At 43.9% G+C, this 17,724-nt stretch carries 14 protein-coding genes; 6 read left to right on the plus strand and 8 right to left on the minus strand.

Annotated elements, in window-relative coordinates; translation table 11 throughout:
• Nucleotides 1–39: 39 nt before the first annotated feature.
• On the minus strand, nucleotides 40–1,233 hold the full coding sequence (locus tag SFC25_RS07530) for a M20 metallopeptidase family protein (protein WP_411214677.1): 1,194 nt from the start codon (nucleotides 1,231–1,233) through the stop codon (nucleotides 40–42).
• A gap of 316 nt (nucleotides 1,234–1,549) precedes the next feature.
• Between SFC25_RS07530 and SFC25_RS07535 the strand changes: the two genes are divergently transcribed.
• Nucleotides 1,550–5,050, plus strand: coding sequence for an alpha-L-rhamnosidase (locus SFC25_RS07535; RefSeq protein WP_411214678.1), 3,501 nt, complete (start codon nucleotides 1,550–1,552; stop codon nucleotides 5,048–5,050).
• Nucleotides 5,051–5,128: 78 nt separating this feature from the next.
• Here SFC25_RS07535 and SFC25_RS07540 read toward each other — a convergent pair whose 3' ends face one another.
• The 3 genes from SFC25_RS07540 to SFC25_RS07550 all read right to left on the minus strand — a co-directional run bounded on the left by SFC25_RS07540 (nucleotide 5,129) and on the right by SFC25_RS07550 (nucleotide 7,024).
• Nucleotides 5,129–5,659 (minus strand): DUF2812 domain-containing protein, encoded by a 531-nt coding sequence (locus tag SFC25_RS07540; protein WP_411214679.1) that lies wholly within the window; start codon nucleotides 5,657–5,659, stop codon nucleotides 5,129–5,131.
• Nucleotides 5,656–5,991 carry a PadR family transcriptional regulator gene (locus SFC25_RS07545; RefSeq protein ID WP_411214680.1) on the minus strand — a complete coding sequence of 112 codons (336 nt, stop codon included), beginning with the start codon at nucleotides 5,989–5,991 and terminating at the stop codon, nucleotides 5,656–5,658. Before SFC25_RS07545 ends, SFC25_RS07540 begins: the two co-directional genes overlap by 4 nt.
• Nucleotides 5,992–6,121: 130 nt before the next feature.
• On the minus strand, nucleotides 6,122–7,024 hold the full coding sequence (locus SFC25_RS07550) for an RluA family pseudouridine synthase (protein ID WP_411214681.1): 903 nt from the start codon (nucleotides 7,022–7,024) through the stop codon (nucleotides 6,122–6,124).
• A 179-nt stretch (nucleotides 7,025–7,203) separates the two neighbouring features.
• Here SFC25_RS07550 and SFC25_RS07555 point away from each other — a divergent pair, with 179 nt between their 5' ends.
• Entirely contained in the window at nucleotides 7,204–8,154 is a 951-nt protein-coding gene (locus SFC25_RS07555; protein WP_411214682.1) for a LysR family transcriptional regulator, read from the plus strand.
• On the opposite strand, the gene SFC25_RS07560 is transcribed toward SFC25_RS07555, so the two are convergent.
• Nucleotides 8,143–9,330 carry a GGDEF domain-containing protein gene (locus SFC25_RS07560; protein WP_411214683.1) on the minus strand — a complete coding sequence of 396 codons (1,188 nt, stop codon included), beginning with the start codon at nucleotides 9,328–9,330 and terminating at the stop codon, nucleotides 8,143–8,145. The two genes, SFC25_RS07555 and SFC25_RS07560, sit on opposite strands and share 12 nt — an antisense overlap.
• 157 nt (nucleotides 9,331–9,487) lie before the next feature.
• Between SFC25_RS07560 and SFC25_RS07565 the strand changes: the two genes are divergently transcribed.
• The 4 genes from SFC25_RS07565 (at nucleotide 9,488) to SFC25_RS07580 (ending at nucleotide 14,703) form a co-directional block, all read left to right on the plus strand.
• Entirely contained in the window at nucleotides 9,488–10,702 is a 1,215-nt protein-coding gene (locus SFC25_RS07565; RefSeq protein ID WP_411214684.1) for a hypothetical protein, read from the plus strand.
• Nucleotides 10,703–10,720: 18 nt separating this feature from the next.
• Nucleotides 10,721–12,073: a M20/M25/M40 family metallo-hydrolase gene (locus SFC25_RS07570; protein WP_411214685.1), complete on the plus strand. Its 1,353-nt coding sequence runs from the start codon at nucleotides 10,721–10,723 to the stop codon at nucleotides 12,071–12,073.
• 142 nt (nucleotides 12,074–12,215) lie between these two features.
• The gene (locus tag SFC25_RS07575) at nucleotides 12,216–14,108 is read left to right on the plus strand and encodes a rhamnogalacturonan lyase (RefSeq protein ID WP_486389261.1); all 1,893 of its coding nucleotides are present in this window, start codon (nucleotides 12,216–12,218) and stop codon (nucleotides 14,106–14,108) included.
• 115 nt (nucleotides 14,109–14,223) lie between these two features.
• Nucleotides 14,224–14,703: a cupin domain-containing protein gene (locus tag SFC25_RS07580; RefSeq protein WP_411214686.1), complete on the plus strand. Its 480-nt coding sequence runs from the start codon at nucleotides 14,224–14,226 to the stop codon at nucleotides 14,701–14,703.
• A 38-nt stretch (nucleotides 14,704–14,741) separates the two neighbouring features.
• Here the strand turns inward: SFC25_RS07580 and SFC25_RS07585 are convergent, their stop codons facing one another.
• From SFC25_RS07585 to SFC25_RS07595, 3 genes are all read right to left on the minus strand, one after another.
• The gene (locus SFC25_RS07585; protein ID WP_411214687.1) at nucleotides 14,742–16,202 is read right to left on the minus strand and encodes an aldehyde dehydrogenase family protein; all 1,461 of its coding nucleotides are present in this window, start codon (nucleotides 16,200–16,202) and stop codon (nucleotides 14,742–14,744) included.
• Between the two features lie 14 nt (nucleotides 16,203–16,216).
• Entirely contained in the window at nucleotides 16,217–17,074 is an 858-nt protein-coding gene (locus SFC25_RS07590; RefSeq protein WP_411214688.1) for a methyl-accepting chemotaxis protein, read from the minus strand.
• Between the two features lie 434 nt (nucleotides 17,075–17,508).
• On the minus strand, nucleotides 17,509–17,700 hold the full coding sequence (locus SFC25_RS07595) for a hypothetical protein (protein ID WP_411214689.1): 192 nt from the start codon (nucleotides 17,698–17,700) through the stop codon (nucleotides 17,509–17,511).
• Nucleotides 17,701–17,724 lie beyond the last annotated feature (24 nt).

A 17,724-nucleotide genomic window follows, 5' to 3' on the forward strand; every position in this document is an offset into this window, starting at 1 on the left:
ATAAGAAGCTACAAAAAAGAGGAGTACAATGACTCCTCTTTAAAAAACAAGTTCCTCTGCAATTCCAAGGAAATATTCCACACCATCCTGCATTGCTTTTTCTTCAATTCGAAATTGCGGATGATGATGAGGTGGTGGAGCTGGATTGTCATCTTCCTTGGCACCGACAAACACAAAACATCCAGGAACGGCATTGGCAAAAGCGGCAAAGTCTTCGCCCCCCAAGATTGCACTGCCATGAAGCACTGCGTCCTCTCCAAGTTTTCGCTTGAGTGCACGCTCCGCTATTGTGGTAGCCTTCTCTTCATTTATGACAGAATCGTATCCGTACGTAACTTCCAGCTCATAAGCAGCACCATTAGCTTCTGTTATACCTTTCACCATACGCTCAATAGCATCTATCGCATTCTTCCGCACCTCCTGCTTGAGTGAGCGCAGCGATGCTCCGATATGCACCTCATTCGGTATGACATTTACTGCATCCCCTGCTTGCAAGGTCGTAAGAGAAACGACTAGCTCTTCTTTTGGACTAGTCATCCGTGAAACAACTGATTGCAAATTGGTGATGATCTGGGCACTGATAACAATCGGATCCACTGTCTTATCAGGCTGAGAAGAATGTCCGCCTTTTCCTTTTACAGTCAAATGGAACTGATCTGAATTGGATGTAGCTGGTCCATAAATCACCCCCACCTTTCCGCGCGGCAATTGGGATGCGACATGCAGTCCAAACACCATATCCACTCCATCGGTAACGCCTGCTTCCACCATTTCCTTCGCTCCGCCAGGGAACAGCTCTTCAGCATGCTGGAAGAAGAAACGGATTTCACCGCTTAATTCTTGCTGCTTGCTGCTAAGTATTTCTGCTGCAGTAAGCAAGATTGCGGTATGCGCATCATGACCGCATGCGTGCATCACTCCGTCTACCTTGGAAGCGAAGGGCAGATTTGTTTCCTCCTGTATTGGTAAAGCGTCCATGTCTGCACGAAAACCTATCACTTTTCCAGGTCTTGCCCCCTTCAGCTTAGCCATGACACTTGTCTTTGTTGGTCTGCTCAGTTCCAGATTCCCGAAATCTGCCAATGTATCATAAACAAACTGAGATGTGCGCTCCTCCTGAAAAGAAAGCTCCGGATTCGCATGTAAATGCCTTCTCCATTCCACTAGATGCTGTTTTTGTACGTCAGTAGCTTCCAATATGACTTCCTTTAATTCCACTTTGATCTCCTCCATGCTTAATACTTTATATAAATGAATTATTCAATTGTATGAATAATAGGGAAAAGCTACAAGAGACAAACGATCGAGTACTGATGCCCAGGATTATTACCAATATTTTCTCTATAAAACCTTATGAATATCCCCCCTAACTAAGAAATGTCCCCTCTGATTAGGAGTAATTATACGGTAGAATTTAAACATGTAAGCGCTATCAATTGGTGTGTATGATGCACTTTTCCTCTCATGCACAAAAAGGAATGCTTACAGCGTTTTCATCAACCATATAAAGGAGGAATCGTATGCAGACCCGTTTTTTTCGTCGTGTTGTGTGGGTTACCTCACTGCTCCTGATCCTAACATCGTTTCTGCCCTTTGTGTCCAGTACTGCCGATGCCAGAAAGCAGAAGTTATTGATCTTTTAACAGATTTCAGTGCAACACCGCTTGGATTGGACAATCCAAACCCTACCTTCAGCTGGCAAATGAAAGCTGATCATCAGGGAGCAAAACAAAAAGCTTACCAGCTTGTTGTAAAGGATCCAGAAGGAAAAACGGTATGGAATACAAAGAAACAGAATAGTGATGAGTCGGTTGCGATCCAATATGATGGGAAGGAACTAAAGCCTGCTTCTCGTTATGAATGGTCAGTATCCGTGTGGAACGAACACGGCAAAAAGTCAACAGCCGACAGCTGGTTTGAAACTGGACTATTGAACACAGATATCTCTGCTTGGAACGGTGCTGAATGGATTGGTACCGAAGCAGCAGATATGGTGCTTCAAGCACATTATTTTAATGTGTATAAAGTACATTACAGCTTACAGCTTGATAAGAAGACAAATACAGATAAAGCCAGCTTTATCCTCGGTGCCAATGATCCGAGACTAATGGATAAAAATAAAAACATGTACAATCTTGAAAATGATGTGAACGAAAGCTATGTAGAATTCGAGCTGGATGTTTCAGAAGTAAAGAATGATTCCGGAAATGCCAAGCTGCTAATCTATCGGGCAGGCTATGAACCAAAAGATGATCCAGATAAAGCCATTACAGAACTTGTCATCTCCCGGGATCTAATCAATCAAACAAATAAGTATCAAAAACATGATGTATCAATCTGGGGCAATTCAGGTGTTTTCCATATCTTCATCGATGGTGAAAATCGAATCACTCCACCCAATGGTTTTAATGTGAACCCTGTCGGCTCAGGCGGTAATTATATCGCTTTTCCTATGCTATCTGAAATCGGATTTTCAATAGATAAGAAACAGCAGGCAAGCTTCTCAGAATTGAAAGTAACAAACTACCGCAAGCCATCCAACACTCTTTTTGAAGAGGATACAGAAGCAAAAACCTATAAGGGGATATTTGCCGAATCGAAAGGCGTAACCGTTAAAAACGGTGCTTATAATGTTTCTGGAGGCAATAAAGGCGTCTTTGCTGCTGCAGACCCAAGCAGTAACTCTACACCGCTACTTAGAACCGAATTCAAAACAGATAAGAAAAAAATTCACGATGCAAGGCTGTATGCAACGGCCCGTGGGATATATGAACTCTATCTGAATGGAGAGCGCGTCGGGGAAGATTACTTCAATCCAGGTTTGACACAATACAACAAAACACATATGTATCAAACCTACGATGTGACAGATCAGCTTAAGTCCGGCAAAGCCAATGCATTCGGAGCCATGCTTGGGGAAGGATGGTGGAGCGGCGCTAGCACCTTCACAACCGACAACTGGAACTATTTCGGGGATCGCAATTCCCTTTTGGCAAAGCTCGTCATTACTTATGAAGATGGAACGACCGATACAATCACGACTAACCCTGACTGGGAGTACACGACAGATGGTCCGCTCGTTTACGGAAGCTTCTTCCAAGGCGAAGTGTATGATGCAAATAAAGAAATGAAGAATTGGAGTAAGGCTGGCTTCAAGACGAAGGATTGGAAACAGGCCGTCGAAGTGCCGCTTGATGAAACAACAACGGCAGGAAACCTGGATTACAGTGATATGCAGATTACAGGACAAGTCGGAGAAAACGCCCAGATTGTCGAGACATTGACAGCACAAAGCATGGAAGAAGTCCGGCCAGGCGTTTTTGTCTATGATATGGGGCAGAACATGGTTGGGGTCCCGCAAATCAAGCTGAAGAAACAGAAAGCTGATGAAGAGATCACCCTTCGCTATGCCGAGATGCTTTATCCAGACACTGAAGACTCTGGTGAGAATACAGGGATGCTCATGCTGGAAAATTTGCGTGCAGCATTGGTTCAAGATACGTATGTAACGAAAAAGGGCAACCAGACAATCCAGCCGCGTTTCACTTTCCATGGTTATCGCTATATTGAGATTACCGGTGTAGAAAAACCGCCTGCACTCAAAGATGTCAAAGGATTGGTGATCAGCTCCATTCACGATATTGACTCAAGCTACGAGACTTCCAATTCAACTGTGAATAAGCTGTGGGAAAATATTACATGGAGCATGCGAGGCAACTTCCTTTCCATCCCGACAGACACACCGGCTCGTAATGAACGGATAGGATGGAATGGCGATATTTCTGTCTTCTCGGAAACAGCTACCTATATGGACAACGTGAACCAGTTCCTGCGCCGGCATAATCTAGCCAACCGTGATCTGCAGCGTGCTGACGGACGTTATTCGGATGTAACACCAATTGGACCTGGGTTTGGCGGCATCCTTTGGGGAAGTGCCGGACTGACTGTTCCATGGCAGTCCTACCAGCAATATGGAGATGAAACTGTTCTGCAGGAACACTATGCAAGCATGAAACAATACGTTGATTATTTGGATACAAAAGTGAATGCGGCGACAGGATTGATAAATGAAGGTCCTTTAGGGGACTGGCTGAGCCCAGAAAACAGCAAGACAGAAAATGTATTCCTATGGTCCGCGTATCATGTGTATGATTTGGAGCTTATGGCGAAGACAGCAGAGATTCTTGGTAATAGTGAAGATGCTGCACATTACTGGAAGCGCTATGAAGAGCGCAAACAATTCTTCAATGAAAAGTTCATTGATCCAGAAACGAAAAAGACATTGAAATCTGATGGTACCGTTTCCGATAGCCAAGCTTCATATGCTGTACCTTTGGCTCTTAACGTATGGAATGAAACGAATGCGAAAGCTGCTGCTGATTATTTAGTAGCGGCGGTCCAGAGGAAGAATACGGATGACTTGGGTAAGGAGCGTCCAGAGTACTCTCTAATGACAGGTTTTATTGGAACAGCAGCAATCAGCCAAGCACTTTCCGACCATGGTCATGATGACATCGCTTATCGCCTGCTGCAGCAGACATCTTATCCATCCTGGCTGTATTCGGTAGAAAATGGTGCAACAACAATTTGGGAGCGTCTCAACTCTTATACAGAAGAGGACGGTTTTGGCGGCAATAACAGCATGAATTCCTTCAACCACTATTCGTTTGGTGCCGTTGGAGCGTGGATGTATAAAGAGTCATTAGGAATCAAACGAAACCCAGATCACCCAGGCTTCAAGCACTTCCTGCTCGAACCGACACCTGATCCGGATCAGGTAATGACATGGGCGAAGGGACATATTGATTCTATGTACGGCCGTATCGAAAGCAGCTGGAAAGTTGAAGACAAAGCATTCAGCTACGATGCTGTCATTCCTTCAAATACGACAGCAACAATCACCATCCCGGCAAAAGATACAAAATCGGTTCGAATTAATGGAAAACCGATCCATAAGGCAACTGGTATCACCTTCAAGGAACATAAAAATGGAGAAGCTTCCTTTGAAGCGGAGTCAGGCAGCTATACATTCAAATCCATTTTGCCATAACTACCGTAAGGCTCCCACAATGGGAGCCTTCTTTTTATACTATCGTCTTAGCTGATGTACGTATACGACTATGATGCATCAATCCTCGCCCTTTTTCATCAGCTTAAGCATTCGGAAACTAAAGGACACTGTCATTGCGATACTGCAGACAGCTACAATGAGTAATAATAAACTAATAACAGAAATTGTCCTGCTGTTGGTTTCCTGGCTTATCCAAAAGCTGACTAAAGTCATAATAGTGGTAATCAAAGCCATCTTAGGAATAAACGAAGACGCGCGTTTCAACTTATCCTGCTTCGTATCTGCATCTGTATAGATTGGAGCTGCATCGATAGGAGCTTCAAATATATACATTCCATAAGAACTGCACACAAGTGTCCAGCCTACGTGTTCGAACATCTCCAAATACTCCTGTTCTTCGGTTCCATCCAATGTGCGGTAATCAATCATGTATTGCACCTGCTTCGGCTCTCCCCGTACCAGTCTGTACCCCATAAACGCAAAGTCCTGCAGATGCCACCCCTTGGCTGCCTGCTTGCTAAGCTTCTGCATATCCTTCTTTTCGGAAAAAGCCAGTCCCCCTGAAGATACATATTTCTTTTGTCTCATTGTCCCGTCCTCCCCTTCGTTTGTAATACAATCGTCGCAAGATCGACCATCCTGCGGCGTCTTTCCATCTCCTCTTCCAGCTTGGAAATACCATTCTTGGTTGCAACATAGGTTTTCCGGCGTGGCTCGCTGTCAGGTTCAGCTTCAATTAAGCTAGCATCAAGCAATTTCTTGATTATGGTATACAGCGTGGCAGGCCCTATTCTAAATGTCCCTTCCGTTTCTTGTTCTACATACTGCATAATGGCATATCCATGTCTTGGCTCCACTAATGCGACGAGAATATAGAAAACCGGATCCGTCAGTTCATCCAGCGATTTCCCTTTTGCCATAGTTTTCCTCCCTTATATCCATATATGATATATCACTTATGGATATACTAATGCATATGGAAGCAAGTGGCAATAGATATAAAAATAATTTATAGAAAAAAAGCAGAGCATTTCTGCTCTGCTTTTCCAATTATCTTGATTTAGATGTAAATAGCTTCGGAATATCTGACACAAACTTAAGCGGCATGCCATTGACAGGATGTTTGAAATTCAGCTTGCGTGCATGCAGGCATAGGCGCTTGATGGAGCGGTCTTCCGCTCCGTACTTTTTGTCTCCAGCAATCGGATGCCCTATGTCTTGCATATGGACGCGGATCTGGTTTTTACGTCCTGTTTCCAGACTGATCTCCATCAACGTAAAATCCTTGTTCCCTTGAAGTACTTGATAGTGCGTGACTGCCTTCAGACCGTCATTTTCATATTTACTGGAATACATCTTATGTGTACTTGTTTCTTTCAGCCATGAGGTAATGGTTCCTTCTGATTTGGAGACGTCTCCTTCAACAAGTGCAACATAAGCTCGTTCCTTTGTTGTTTGCCAGGATTCCTGCATGATCTTTTTAATTTTCTCTGATCTTGCGAACACCATCACACCGGATGTATCTCGGTCAAGCCGGTGGACAACAAATATCTTATTATCACTATGCTGTGCTTTTACATAATCAGATAGCTGTCGGTAAGCCGTATTTTCTTTTTCATTATTAGAGGCGATTGACAATAGGCCGGACGCCTTCTCGATAACAATGATGGTGTCATCTTCATACATGATTGTGATGCCCTGCAATGGTGGTGCTTCTGTTACCAAATCTGTTCGGATGGTCACTTCCTGACCTGGTCGCAGTTTATCATTGAATTGTGTAGAAACTCGTCCATTGATAGAGACCTGACCGCGTGCCAAAATCGACTTCACTGAATTACGGCTCTTCCCTACAACCTTCAAAAGGAAAGGCAATAGTTCTGTTTCTTCTGTTACGTTATATACTTTCGGCTTCGCTGGCTGGAACCCGCGAGAGCGAGGACGTTTTTTTTTCATAATTGGATCCTTTCTATGCCATTCGTTATGGCGTCATTCGTGCATCCTTTCATCTTAATTGTTCTCGATTGGAAACACAAGCACTGCTCTTGAAGATAAAGGAATTTTATACAGATTTATATACATTTTTCCTAAAAAAATATAAGATGGACTGTATAGAATAGCAGGAGTGAAGGACAATGAACATTGACGGATTGGAGTCGTTTCTTGCAGTTGTCTCCAATAAAAGTATATCCAAAGCATCAAAAGCCTTACATATTACACAGCCTACTTTAAGTACAAGAATACGGAAACTGGAGGAAGAACTTGATTTCGTCTTATTGAACCGCAGCTGGGACGGAATCGAACTCACCGAAGAAGGATATTTTTTCCTTCCATATGCGATTGAGCTTCTTGGGGAACTGCAGGATGCTTCGTTTGCGCTGACAGGTGATAACAAGATCAGTTATCAGTTGCTGAGCAGTATTACGTCGGGCAAAGATGAATTGCGGATTGGAATCAACACTTGGCTTGCACCGGTATTCAACCACATTATCATCCCCTACATGCAGGAACAATTCCCGCATATACCATTTAAATTCATTACAAGACCGACGAATGTCTTGAAGAAGCTTCTGGAATATGGCAGCATTCAGTTTTCCATCCATTATGAAAACAAAGCAAAAACCCCGTTCCTCTGTGAGCCGCTGCTCCAGGACGAATTAGTATTCCTCTGTCACATGGATGATATACCAATATTAGACAGCAAGCTCGCAAATGCCAACAAGCTCGACAAGAAATTGATTGTTTTTGAGCACGCCGCACTGACTAACAATCTGGATAAGATCGGCTCTCTTTTAAAGTTAGTGCAAGCCCATGACTATCAAATGGTGGATGATGTGCAAAACATGCTTGCTTTCGTAGAAAGTGGATTTGGATTTACAGTACTGCCGCGATCAATTTTATATCACATAAGTGAGCAGAGAATGTCCAATATTGTCATCCTTCCGATAAACGATTTGGATTATACAGCTTCCGTATCACTTGAATATCGGGAAGATAGCCAATTCCCAGAGACGATCAGCGGATTGACAACGGAACTGAAGCGATTCGTCCAAGTCATGTATAAAGAAGAAGAGCTAAGCGAATGATTCGCTTAGCTCTTCTCTTTTTATAATTGTGTTCCGTCCTGAACGTTTCGCTTCGTAAAGGGCTTCATCTGCTTGACCAATAAAGTAGGACAGCTGTCTATCATTGGATATAGCCCCACTATAGATACCAATACTTACAGTCACTCTCTCTGCTACCGGTGAAAAGGCGTGGTCAATTCGAAGCTCCTGTACTGCTTGCCTTATTGCTTCAGCAAGCTCGTCCAATTTCTCGGACGGCTGATCAAAAACAGCAAGCACGAATTCCTCTCCGCCATACCTCGCCCATCCTTCTGTTGGAATCACTGTAGTCTGATAGACACTTTGCGCCACCAGACGCAGCACCTCATCTCCTCGCAAATGCCCATAATGATCGTTATAGCTTTTAAAGGCATCCACATCCAGCAGAAATAAAGAAAGCTGCCGCTCTGAATCATCCACCAGCGCAGTGTTGATATAATCCTGGAAGCCCCGCCTATTCGGAACACCAGTAAGCTCATCAAGCATTGCTTGTTTCTTCAGCTGCTCGTTCATCACTTCATTTTGAGTAATCTGCGCTTCCAATTCTTCATTCATCTCGGTCAATAAGAGCTTATTGTAGAAATTTATAGCGAACCCTTTATACAGCAGCTGTGACGCCAGCCAGCAAAAGAAGATGAATACGGTAAGGTTCGTATAATGACCTGAAAGCATATCAGCTGACTGCTGGTAAAAAGGTAAGCCGGCATAAAGAAAAATAACACTCGGAAAAGCAAACAAGAGATAATGCTTTCCATTTGCCAAAAACAATGTCGATACACACATATAATTGACCACAAATGCCATGACATGACCGTAATGCAGCTGATCCAGCAAGGTGACCATCGTCCCCCATGTCAGAAAAAAAAGTACAAAGAAATGTACCATAAACATTCTGTAGCCAGTCGGAATCTTCTTTTTCCCCATTATGTATATACAAAGCAAGTAGATTGCTGCCGCACTGAATAGTCCAAGATACAGCCCTACATATAAATCAATTCCTCCTGGAAGCTGCCTCACAATCAAGATAGCTTCAAAGATCAATATGATGATAGCGAACAGCTTCGTCCTTTTCCAGTTCTCTTCTAAGACAACTTCCTTCAGCTTCTGTTTGTTTTCCTTAGGGACAGACGGCAGTGTAAAGGCATGTAAAATACCCATCCTTCTCCTCGTTTCTCCATTGAATGAGCTTATTATACAAAAAATAAGACTTTTAGCCTAGCAGATTTTTCACTTTAAATGATTAGTATGTTGACAATTTTCTGAATTTGGTTTAGTTTTTATTAATATTCTTACATAAAATTGGAGGAGGATGCACATGTGGAGTGAGATCAGCAGCAACCCTGTCATGATTACCCTTTTATTGATCGCTGTTTTAGGTTTAGGAGAACTTATCTCCATCTGGACGAAAGCACGCATCCCGATGCTGCTGGCAGCTTTGCTGCTTTATGTTGGTCTCCTGTGGACAGGAATCATCCCAAATGGATTGATGTCCGATTCCGTTATTACAGCATTCGGTTCCCTCATAGTTGCACCATTCATTGTCCACCTTGGCACACTTGTTCCTTTCTCCTTGATCAAAGGACAGCTGAAGCCGATCCTGATTGCCCTCATTGGTTCTCTTACTGCAGTAGGACTTGTTTTGGCAGTTGTTCCATTGTTCTTTGATTATGAAACTGCAGTAGCCGGCGCAGGTCCGGTTGTTGGCGGAATTGTAGCATATCTTGTTACAAGCGAGAAATTGACTGAGTTAGGATTATCCAGCCTTGTGATCATCCCAGCATTGGTGTTGAGCATTCACAAGCTATTCGGTATTCCGCTTGCTTCCTTCTTCTTGAAAAGACATGCAATTATCGTGAAACAGCAAGTACAAGCTCGTCTGCACAGCGGAGCAGCTTTGGAAAAAGAGGAAGTGCCAGAAGCACGACCGAATAAAGTAGTCAAAGCACAGAATGAACGAAAATTACTTTTGCCGGAAAAATATCAGACATCACTTATTTTCATCCTCCAGCTTTATTTGGGCAGTGGTATTGCTGTCATCCTTGATGCTGTCACTGGCGTCAACTACACTATTTTCTGCCTGATCATTGGGGTAATCGGGGCCTATGTCGGCTTCTATCCTGCAAAAACGATGGAAAAAGCGAATGCTACCGGCATTGCCATGATTGCTGTCATCTTCATTGTTATTTCTTCGATGGATGATGTGACGCCAGCTGCTTTGGCTAGCTATATTCCCGAAATCCTATTGATTTGTGTGCTTGGTACAGCAGGTGTAACATTAGGGGGACTTTTAGCTTCCAAACTGCTCGGTGTCGGCAAGTATCTTGGTATGCCTGTTGCCCTGACTGCATTATTCGGATTCCCTGCAGACTACATCCTTTGTGAGGAAATCAGCCGGGAAGTCGGCGAAACGGAAGAAGAACGGGAAGCTATCATGAATGAAATTGTGACGCCGATGCTTATGGGCGGATTCACCACGGTGACGACTTGTTCGATTTTGATTGCCACTGTTTTAATCGGAACGTTGAACTAAGAAGTAAAGGAGAATTAGATGAACCCTTCTGCATTAAAAGATTATATACAAACAAATAAACAAGACTTCCTGGACCAGCTGTTCACTTTATTGCGTCAGCGGAGCATCAGTACTCAGAATGACGGAATCGAGGAATGCGCTGAACTATTGAAAGGAATGATGGAGGAGCTCGGAATCTCTGCAAAGATCATTCCGACAGCCGGTCATCCTGTCGTCTACGGAGAATTGATCAAGGATCCGGATGCTTTTACCTTACTAATTTATGGGCATTATGACGTGCAGCCACCTGAGCCCTATGAAGCTTGGCAATCTCAGCCGTTCGAACCGGAAATCCGCAACGGTAAAATCTATGCCCGTGGTGTTGGCGATAATAAAGGACAGCTGATGGCACAGCTGTTCGGGGTAAAAAGCTACCAAGAAACAATTGGGGATCTTCCCATCAACATCAAATTCGTCTTCGAAGGCGAAGAAGAAAAAGGCAGTACAAACCTTGCAGCATTTGTGGAAAATCATAAGGAATTGCTGCAAGCGGATCTTGTCTACACATCAGATGGTCCATCCCATAACAGCTCTTCTCCGCTCGTTCTGCTTGGGGTACGTGGGATGCTGTCCATTCAATTCGATGCAAAAGGAGCAGATCGCGATAACCATTCAGGCAACACTGGAAATATCGTTCCCAACCCTGCATGGAAACTGATTGAACTGATGCATACCATGCGTGATGCTGACGGTCACGTCAAGATCGAGGGTTTCTACGATGCAATCCGCCCGTTTACTGCCTATGAGGAGCAGCTGCTCACTAAGCTTCCTTACGACAAAAAATCCTTAGGTGAGAAAATCGGCTATCCGGAACTGGCCATGGACGGCCCATCCTATTACCAAAAGATGACTGGCGAGCCTACTTTCAATATCTTCGGAATGGAAAGCGGCTATACAGGAGAAGGAACGAAAACGATCATCCCTTCCACCGCTCGACTCAAAATGGACATCCGACTCGTTGTGGATCAGGATCCGGATGATATCTTTGACAAAATCCAAAAGCATGTACAAACTTATGCACCTGACGTAGAGGTTACATACTTGGGCAGCATGCAGCCATCTCGTACAAGAGCAGAGCTGCCAATTGTTCAAAAAGTCATCAGCGCCGTTGAGAAAGCCTACCAAACTGACCCGCTCATCCAGCCAAGTATGGGCGGCTCCCTTCCGGATTATGTGTGGACGGGAATACTAGGCTTACCTTCTATCATTGTTCCTTATGCGAATTTTGATCAGCATAACCATTCGCCGAACGAGAATCTTGATGTGGATTATTTCCTAAACGGCATCAATTGTACAGCTCATGTGATCCATACATTAGGAGCTGCTAAATAACTATTTAACGAATGAAGCCATGCCTGCCTAGGCATGGCTTTTAAAATATTTACAACCGTATTTGAGAATGTCCTGCCTTGTCTAATAAGAATTAACCTATCTCCTGCATTAAAATGAAAGCGCTTCAATAAAAAGGAGAGGAATGGTTATATTGAAAAGATGTCTGTTATTGCTGCTCGTCCTGCTTCTGACATTCGCAATCCCCTTCTCTGCCGATGCCAAGAAACTGCCTAAAAGGCAAATGGAATATTTGGAACGAGGCGCTGTTGCCGTCCAGACAGAAGATGGTATTTTCTTAAGCTGGAGATTCCTCGGGAACGATACGAAAAAAACCTCTTTCCATATTTATCGGGACGGTAAGAAAATTACCCGGAAACCCGTGAAACACAGCACGAACTTCCTCGACAAAGATGGTACAGCGGAAAGCGTCTATCGTGTAGAAGCAATCGGAAAAGGCGCAGATCAGGATAACATTAGAGTGTGGCAAGACAATCAGCTGCATATCCCCCTCCAAAAGCCAGCGGATGGCAAAACACCAGATGGGAAGTCCTATACTTACAATGCCAATGATGCCAGCGTCGGAGATCTGGATGGCGACGGAGAATGGGAAATCATTTTGAAATGGGATCCATCCAATGCACAGGATAATTCCCGCTCTGGCTACACTGGCAATGTCTTCATCGATGCCTATGAAATGGATGGAACACATAAATGGCGAATTGACCTTGGCAAAAACATACGTGCAGGTGCCCATTATACACAAATGCTCGTCTATGATTTTGATGGGAACGGAAAATCCGAGCTTGTCGTCAAAACAGCTGACGGAACAAAAGACTCAAAAGGCAAAGTCATCGGTGATCCACACGCCGATCATCGCAATGCATCAGGCTATATCCTCCAAGGACCTGAATATTTGACTGTGTTTGAAGGCAATACAGGGAAGATCGAGCAAACAGTAGATTATGAGCCAGCCCGAGGTAATATTTGCGATTGGGGTGACTGTTACGGGAACCGAGGTGATCGCTTCCTTGCCGGAGTCGCTTATCTGGATGGAAAAACACCGAGTATCATTGAAGCAAGAGGCTATTATGAAAAGACAGTAATCGCAGCATATACCTATAAAGACGGCAAACTGAAAAAGCAGTGGATGTTCAATAGCGAAACTCCTGGAAACGAAGCTTATGCAAAACAGGGTAATCATAATTTGAGTATCGGAGACGTGGATGAAGACGGCAAGGACGAAATTATCTATGGTGCCATGGCACTGGACGATGATGGCACTGGTCTTTATTCGACTGGTCTTGGTCACGGAGATGCAATGCACCTTAGCGATTTAGATCCAAGCCGGCCAGGGCTTGAAGTATTCCAAGTCCATGAATCGTATCCAAATGAGGCAGGATTGGAATTCCGTGATGCTCGGACAGGGGAACTAATCTGGGGCGTTCCGACAAATATAGATGTAGGACGCGGACTTGCATCTGACATTGACCCCCGTTATCCTGGAGCCGAAATGTGGGCAATTGACGGTGCATGGAACAGCCCGACAGGCGGACTTTACACTGCTTCTGGTGAGAAAATTTCTACGAATATCCCCCCTGCCAACTTTGCTATCTGGTGGGATGGCGACCTGACTCGTGAAATTCTTGATCACACTTTCGATGAAAGCATCCAGACTGGTACTGGCTTGATCGGAAAATGGAATCCGGAAACAGAAAAATTGGACACATTACTGGATGCAGAAGGCACTTACTCCAACAATGGAACCAAGGGGAACCCTGCTTTGCAGGCTGATTTGATCGGAGACTGGCGTGAAGAAGCCATCTGGCGTACAAAAGACAGCAGTGCTCTTGTCCTTTATACAACAACAGATTTAACCGAAGAAAAACTTCCTACTTTAATGCATGACCCTGTTTACCGCTTAGGCGTGGCTTGGCAGAATGTTGCCTATAACCAGCCGCCGCACACAAGTTATTTCTTGGGAAATGATATGAAACAGCCAGAGATGCCGAGAATTGAAGTAACAAAAGCTAAATGATTGCTGTTTAGAGTACAGGAAACCTCCTGTACTCTTTCATTTGCCTCCTCTGATAAGAACACGGAGTAGGCAACAGCATAGGATAAGATATAAATGCAGCGAAGGAGAAGAAAAAATGTATTATAGAAATCAGTCCCACTATTACGGGTACCCAAGTCCAAACGATTGGCGCAATTATCAGTGGCAGCAGCCAATACATGATCACGGAAATTCACCATATGTTGTCGACATCGAACAAGCTACAGAGCATAATCGCTTCTTCCGGACAGCTATCTGGACTGGAAAACATCTTCAAGTGACATTGATGAGTATCAGACCAGGAGAAGATATCGGCTTGGAGAGGCATCCGAATGTTGATCAATTCCTACGCATTGAATCTGGTCATGGGCTAGTTCAAATGGGTCCTAGGAAGGACTACTTAAACTATCAGCAATATGTTCAAGATGATTTTGCCATCTTTGTCCCTGCAGGAACCTGGCACAACGTTATAAATACCGGTCAAGCCCCTTTGAAGCTGTACTCAATTTACGCTCCGCCTGAGCATCCTTACGGCACAATCCACCGAACCAAACAGGAAGCCATGGCCGCAGAATAGCATAAAAAAAAAAACCCACAGCTGTGGGTCTTTTTTTATTAGCTATACGGATATTGTCTGCGATCGTGCTGAATGCTGATCCATTTTGTCGTTGTGAATGCATCAAGGCTCCACTCGCCATTCAGGCGGCCAAGACCGGAATTCTTCACGCCGCCAAATGCGACTGTAGGTTCATCATTGATCGTACCATCGTTGATATGGATCATACCAGTATCCATTTGCTTCGCAAGCTCAGCACCGCGCTCCACGTCTCTTGTGTGGATAGCGCCGCTCAAGCCATAATCGCTGTTATTTGCAAAAGCAAGTACTTCTTCATCGTTCTTCACTTTCAGGATGCTAACAACTGGTGCAAACAGTTCTTCGTTTGCTAGTGTCATATCTGGTGTTACATCGCCGAAAACGACTGGCTCGACAATGTTGCCTTCCACTTTACCTTTGATTAACGGCGTCGCACCTTCTTCGATGCCTTTTTCAATCAACGCTACAGTCGTTTTCACTTGCTGCTCGTTGATAAGCGGTCCAATGATTGTGCTTGGATCTTTCGGGTCACCGCAAGTAAGTGTAGAAACCTTCGCCAAATACTTTTCAACGAATTCATCATACACATCTTCATGTACAATCAGACGGTTGGCAGACATACAAATTTGGCCTTGGTGCGTGAAACGGCTGAATACAGCTGCACTGACTGCAAGTTCCATATCCGCATCCTCTAAAACAACCAATGCACTGTTACCGCCAAGCTCCAAATGCGCCTCTTTCAGATTTTTTCCGGCTACCATTCCGATATGTTTACCTACTTTAGTAGAGCCTGTGAAAGAGACGGCACGCGGAATCGGATGCTCTACAAAATTATCACCAATTTCACTGATTTCTGTCACAATGACATTCAGCAAGCCCTTCGGAAGCCCAGCTTCCTCGAAAAGCTTCGCAATCATTGTACCACCAGTGATTGCTGTATGCTCATGCGGCTTTAATACAACACCATTGCCAGCTGCCAATGCAGTCGCAACAGATTTCATGGATAGGAAGAATGGGAAGTTGAAAGGACTGATAACACCCACAACTCCAACCGGCACACGATACACACGGTTTTCCTTGCCATCAATCGGAGACGGCAGAATTTGACCGTTCATGCGGAATGGGAAGGTAGATGCTTCCTTGATGATATTGGTAACGAGACCGATCTCGAATTCAGCCTTCAGTCTTGTACCGCCGATTTCCTCGATGATTGTCTCAACAAATGCTTCATGGTTAGCTTCAAGATACGCTACAGCCTTTTCAAAGACCGCACGTTGTGCTACTGGGTTTGTTTTTGCCCATTCTTTTTGAACACGAGCAGATGCTTCATACGCCTCATTCAAATCATCCAAGCTGGCAGCTTGATAAGAAGCGATAAGCTCACCATTATATGGATTGCGGTTTTCCATCTTCACGCTGCTCTGGCCTTCACGCCATTCCCCGTTAATATACTGACTATTTAAATGTTTGAAATTCTCCATGTCGGTCACCTCTATTAGTCTTTGATTGAGATATTCTCTTTTGCTAGATTTGCTAGAGTTTGTACATTAGCATTAATTTCTTCCATCGTTGCTGTCAGTTCTTCAATGGCAGCTGACTGTGTATCTGATTCTGCATTTGCTTCTTGAATGGAATTGCCCAGCTTACTGATTACTGTCTTTATTTTTTCGGTAATCTGGTGAATCTCGGTAACTTGTTCTTTAGATCCTGTTGCCATCTTTCGAATTTCATCAGCAACCACACTGAACCCACGTCCCTGTTCACCAGCACGCGCAGCTTCGATAGCGGCATTCAGACCCAGCAAATTACTCTGATCTGCAATCCCCTTAACGACATTGGATACTTCCTCGATCGTATCCACGCTTTCCGTTACCTCCGAAGCTTTTTTAGATATGTAATTCATGCCTTCTGCCAAACCAGAGATTGATTGCGCCATGTCCTGGATGGTGGCAGTCACGTCGCCAATAACGTCAGAAAGATTAGAAGCAATCGTAGACAATTGATTCGCACTTTCAATACTCAATCCGACTCCTATTCCGCCGATTACATTACCTGCTTCATCATGCAGCGGGATAGCCCTGGCTATGACGCTTACACCGAAAAGCTCCTCCGGTACGACAGCATATTGATTCTTATTCTGGCGGATAGCAGCAGTTACGATATCCCCGTCCATTAATGGGTCCCCAGGTGTAACATTCAATGAAAAGGTCTTGGCTGGGAAATTGATAATCAATTTCTCAGTGTTGTAGATACCAATTGTTACATCTTCATTGATTAGATCCTGCAAGAACGGACCTACCTTTACAAAGGCGTCCAACATCGGATGCAATGCCTCTTCTGTTTGCATACTCATCAAATCAAGCCCCTACTCATAAAATTTCACTCCATTACTATATATCGGCATATTTCCATATTTGTAAAGCGAATTGGTAAAAATGGTATATAAATTCACTTAAAAACTAAGGTATTATTGACTATTCATTCGACAAATACACGAAGAAAATTAGTGTGATATAGATTTTATGACCTATCTAATAGGAGGATTCATGAGCATAGGGATCTGTGTTAATACGAGGAGACAATAAAGAGTGAATATATGAGCTTTGCGGGAAAAGGTGTGTTGGCTTTTGTTTTGAGAGATTTTTTGAGGACTCAATTGGTCTGCTATCAGATGATACCGATACCCCCCCTTTCCGCTGGATACTATTAGCATACAGAACAAGCGGAAGGCCTGATCAATTTATACAAAAAAGCCAGCTGAATGAGCTTCCCCATCAGCTAGCTTCTTTATCTTCTTTTCATTCCTCTTTTACGAGCTTTTATGATTCGCCAATATCCGATTTGGAAAAGCACTACTCCTATCACAATGATTACTATACCAGTAATAACCGCCAGCATATCATCGACTCGCCAGAACAAAATCAATAGAATACCGATAATCTCAAGCAATACTCCAGCAATAAGCAGCCATTTGTTCATCTATTTACCCTCTCCTTTATACGA

The sequence above is a fragment of the Terribacillus saccharophilus genome, from assembly GCF_046592595.1.
GTDB lineage: Bacteria > Bacillota > Bacilli > Bacillales > Amphibacillaceae > Terribacillus > Terribacillus saccharophilus_C.

Coding starts and splice junctions, on each gene's coding strand:
- SFC25_RS07530 (WP_411214677.1), bottom strand. CDS start 1,233: ATGGAGGAGATCAAAGTGGAATTAAAGGAAGTCATATTGGAAGCTACT.
- SFC25_RS07540 (WP_411214679.1), bottom strand. CDS start 5,659: ATGAGACAAAAGAAATATGTATCTTCAGGGGGACTGGCTTTTTCCGAA.
- SFC25_RS07545 (WP_411214680.1), bottom strand. CDS start 5,991: ATGGCAAAAGGGAAATCGCTGGATGAACTGACGGATCCGGTTTTCTAT.
- SFC25_RS07550 (WP_411214681.1), bottom strand. CDS start 7,024: ATGAAAAAAAAACGTCCTCGCTCTCGCGGGTTCCAGCCAGCGAAGCCG.
- SFC25_RS07555 (WP_411214682.1), top strand. CDS start 7,204: ATGAACATTGACGGATTGGAGTCGTTTCTTGCAGTTGTCTCCAATAAA.
- SFC25_RS07560 (WP_411214683.1), bottom strand. CDS start 9,330: ATGGGTATTTTACATGCCTTTACACTGCCGTCTGTCCCTAAGGAAAAC.
- SFC25_RS07565 (WP_411214684.1), top strand. CDS start 9,488: ATGTGGAGTGAGATCAGCAGCAACCCTGTCATGATTACCCTTTTATTG.
- SFC25_RS07570 (WP_411214685.1), top strand. CDS start 10,721: ATGAACCCTTCTGCATTAAAAGATTATATACAAACAAATAAACAAGAC.
- SFC25_RS07575 (WP_486389261.1), top strand. CDS start 12,216: ATGGTTATATTGAAAAGATGTCTGTTATTGCTGCTCGTCCTGCTTCTG.
- SFC25_RS07580 (WP_411214686.1), top strand. CDS start 14,224: ATGTATTATAGAAATCAGTCCCACTATTACGGGTACCCAAGTCCAAAC.
- SFC25_RS07585 (WP_411214687.1), bottom strand. CDS start 16,202: ATGGAGAATTTCAAACATTTAAATAGTCAGTATATTAACGGGGAATGG.
- SFC25_RS07590 (WP_411214688.1), bottom strand. CDS start 17,074: ATGAGTATGCAAACAGAAGAGGCATTGCATCCGATGTTGGACGCCTTT.
- SFC25_RS07595 (WP_411214689.1), bottom strand. CDS start 17,700: ATGAACAAATGGCTGCTTATTGCTGGAGTATTGCTTGAGATTATCGGT.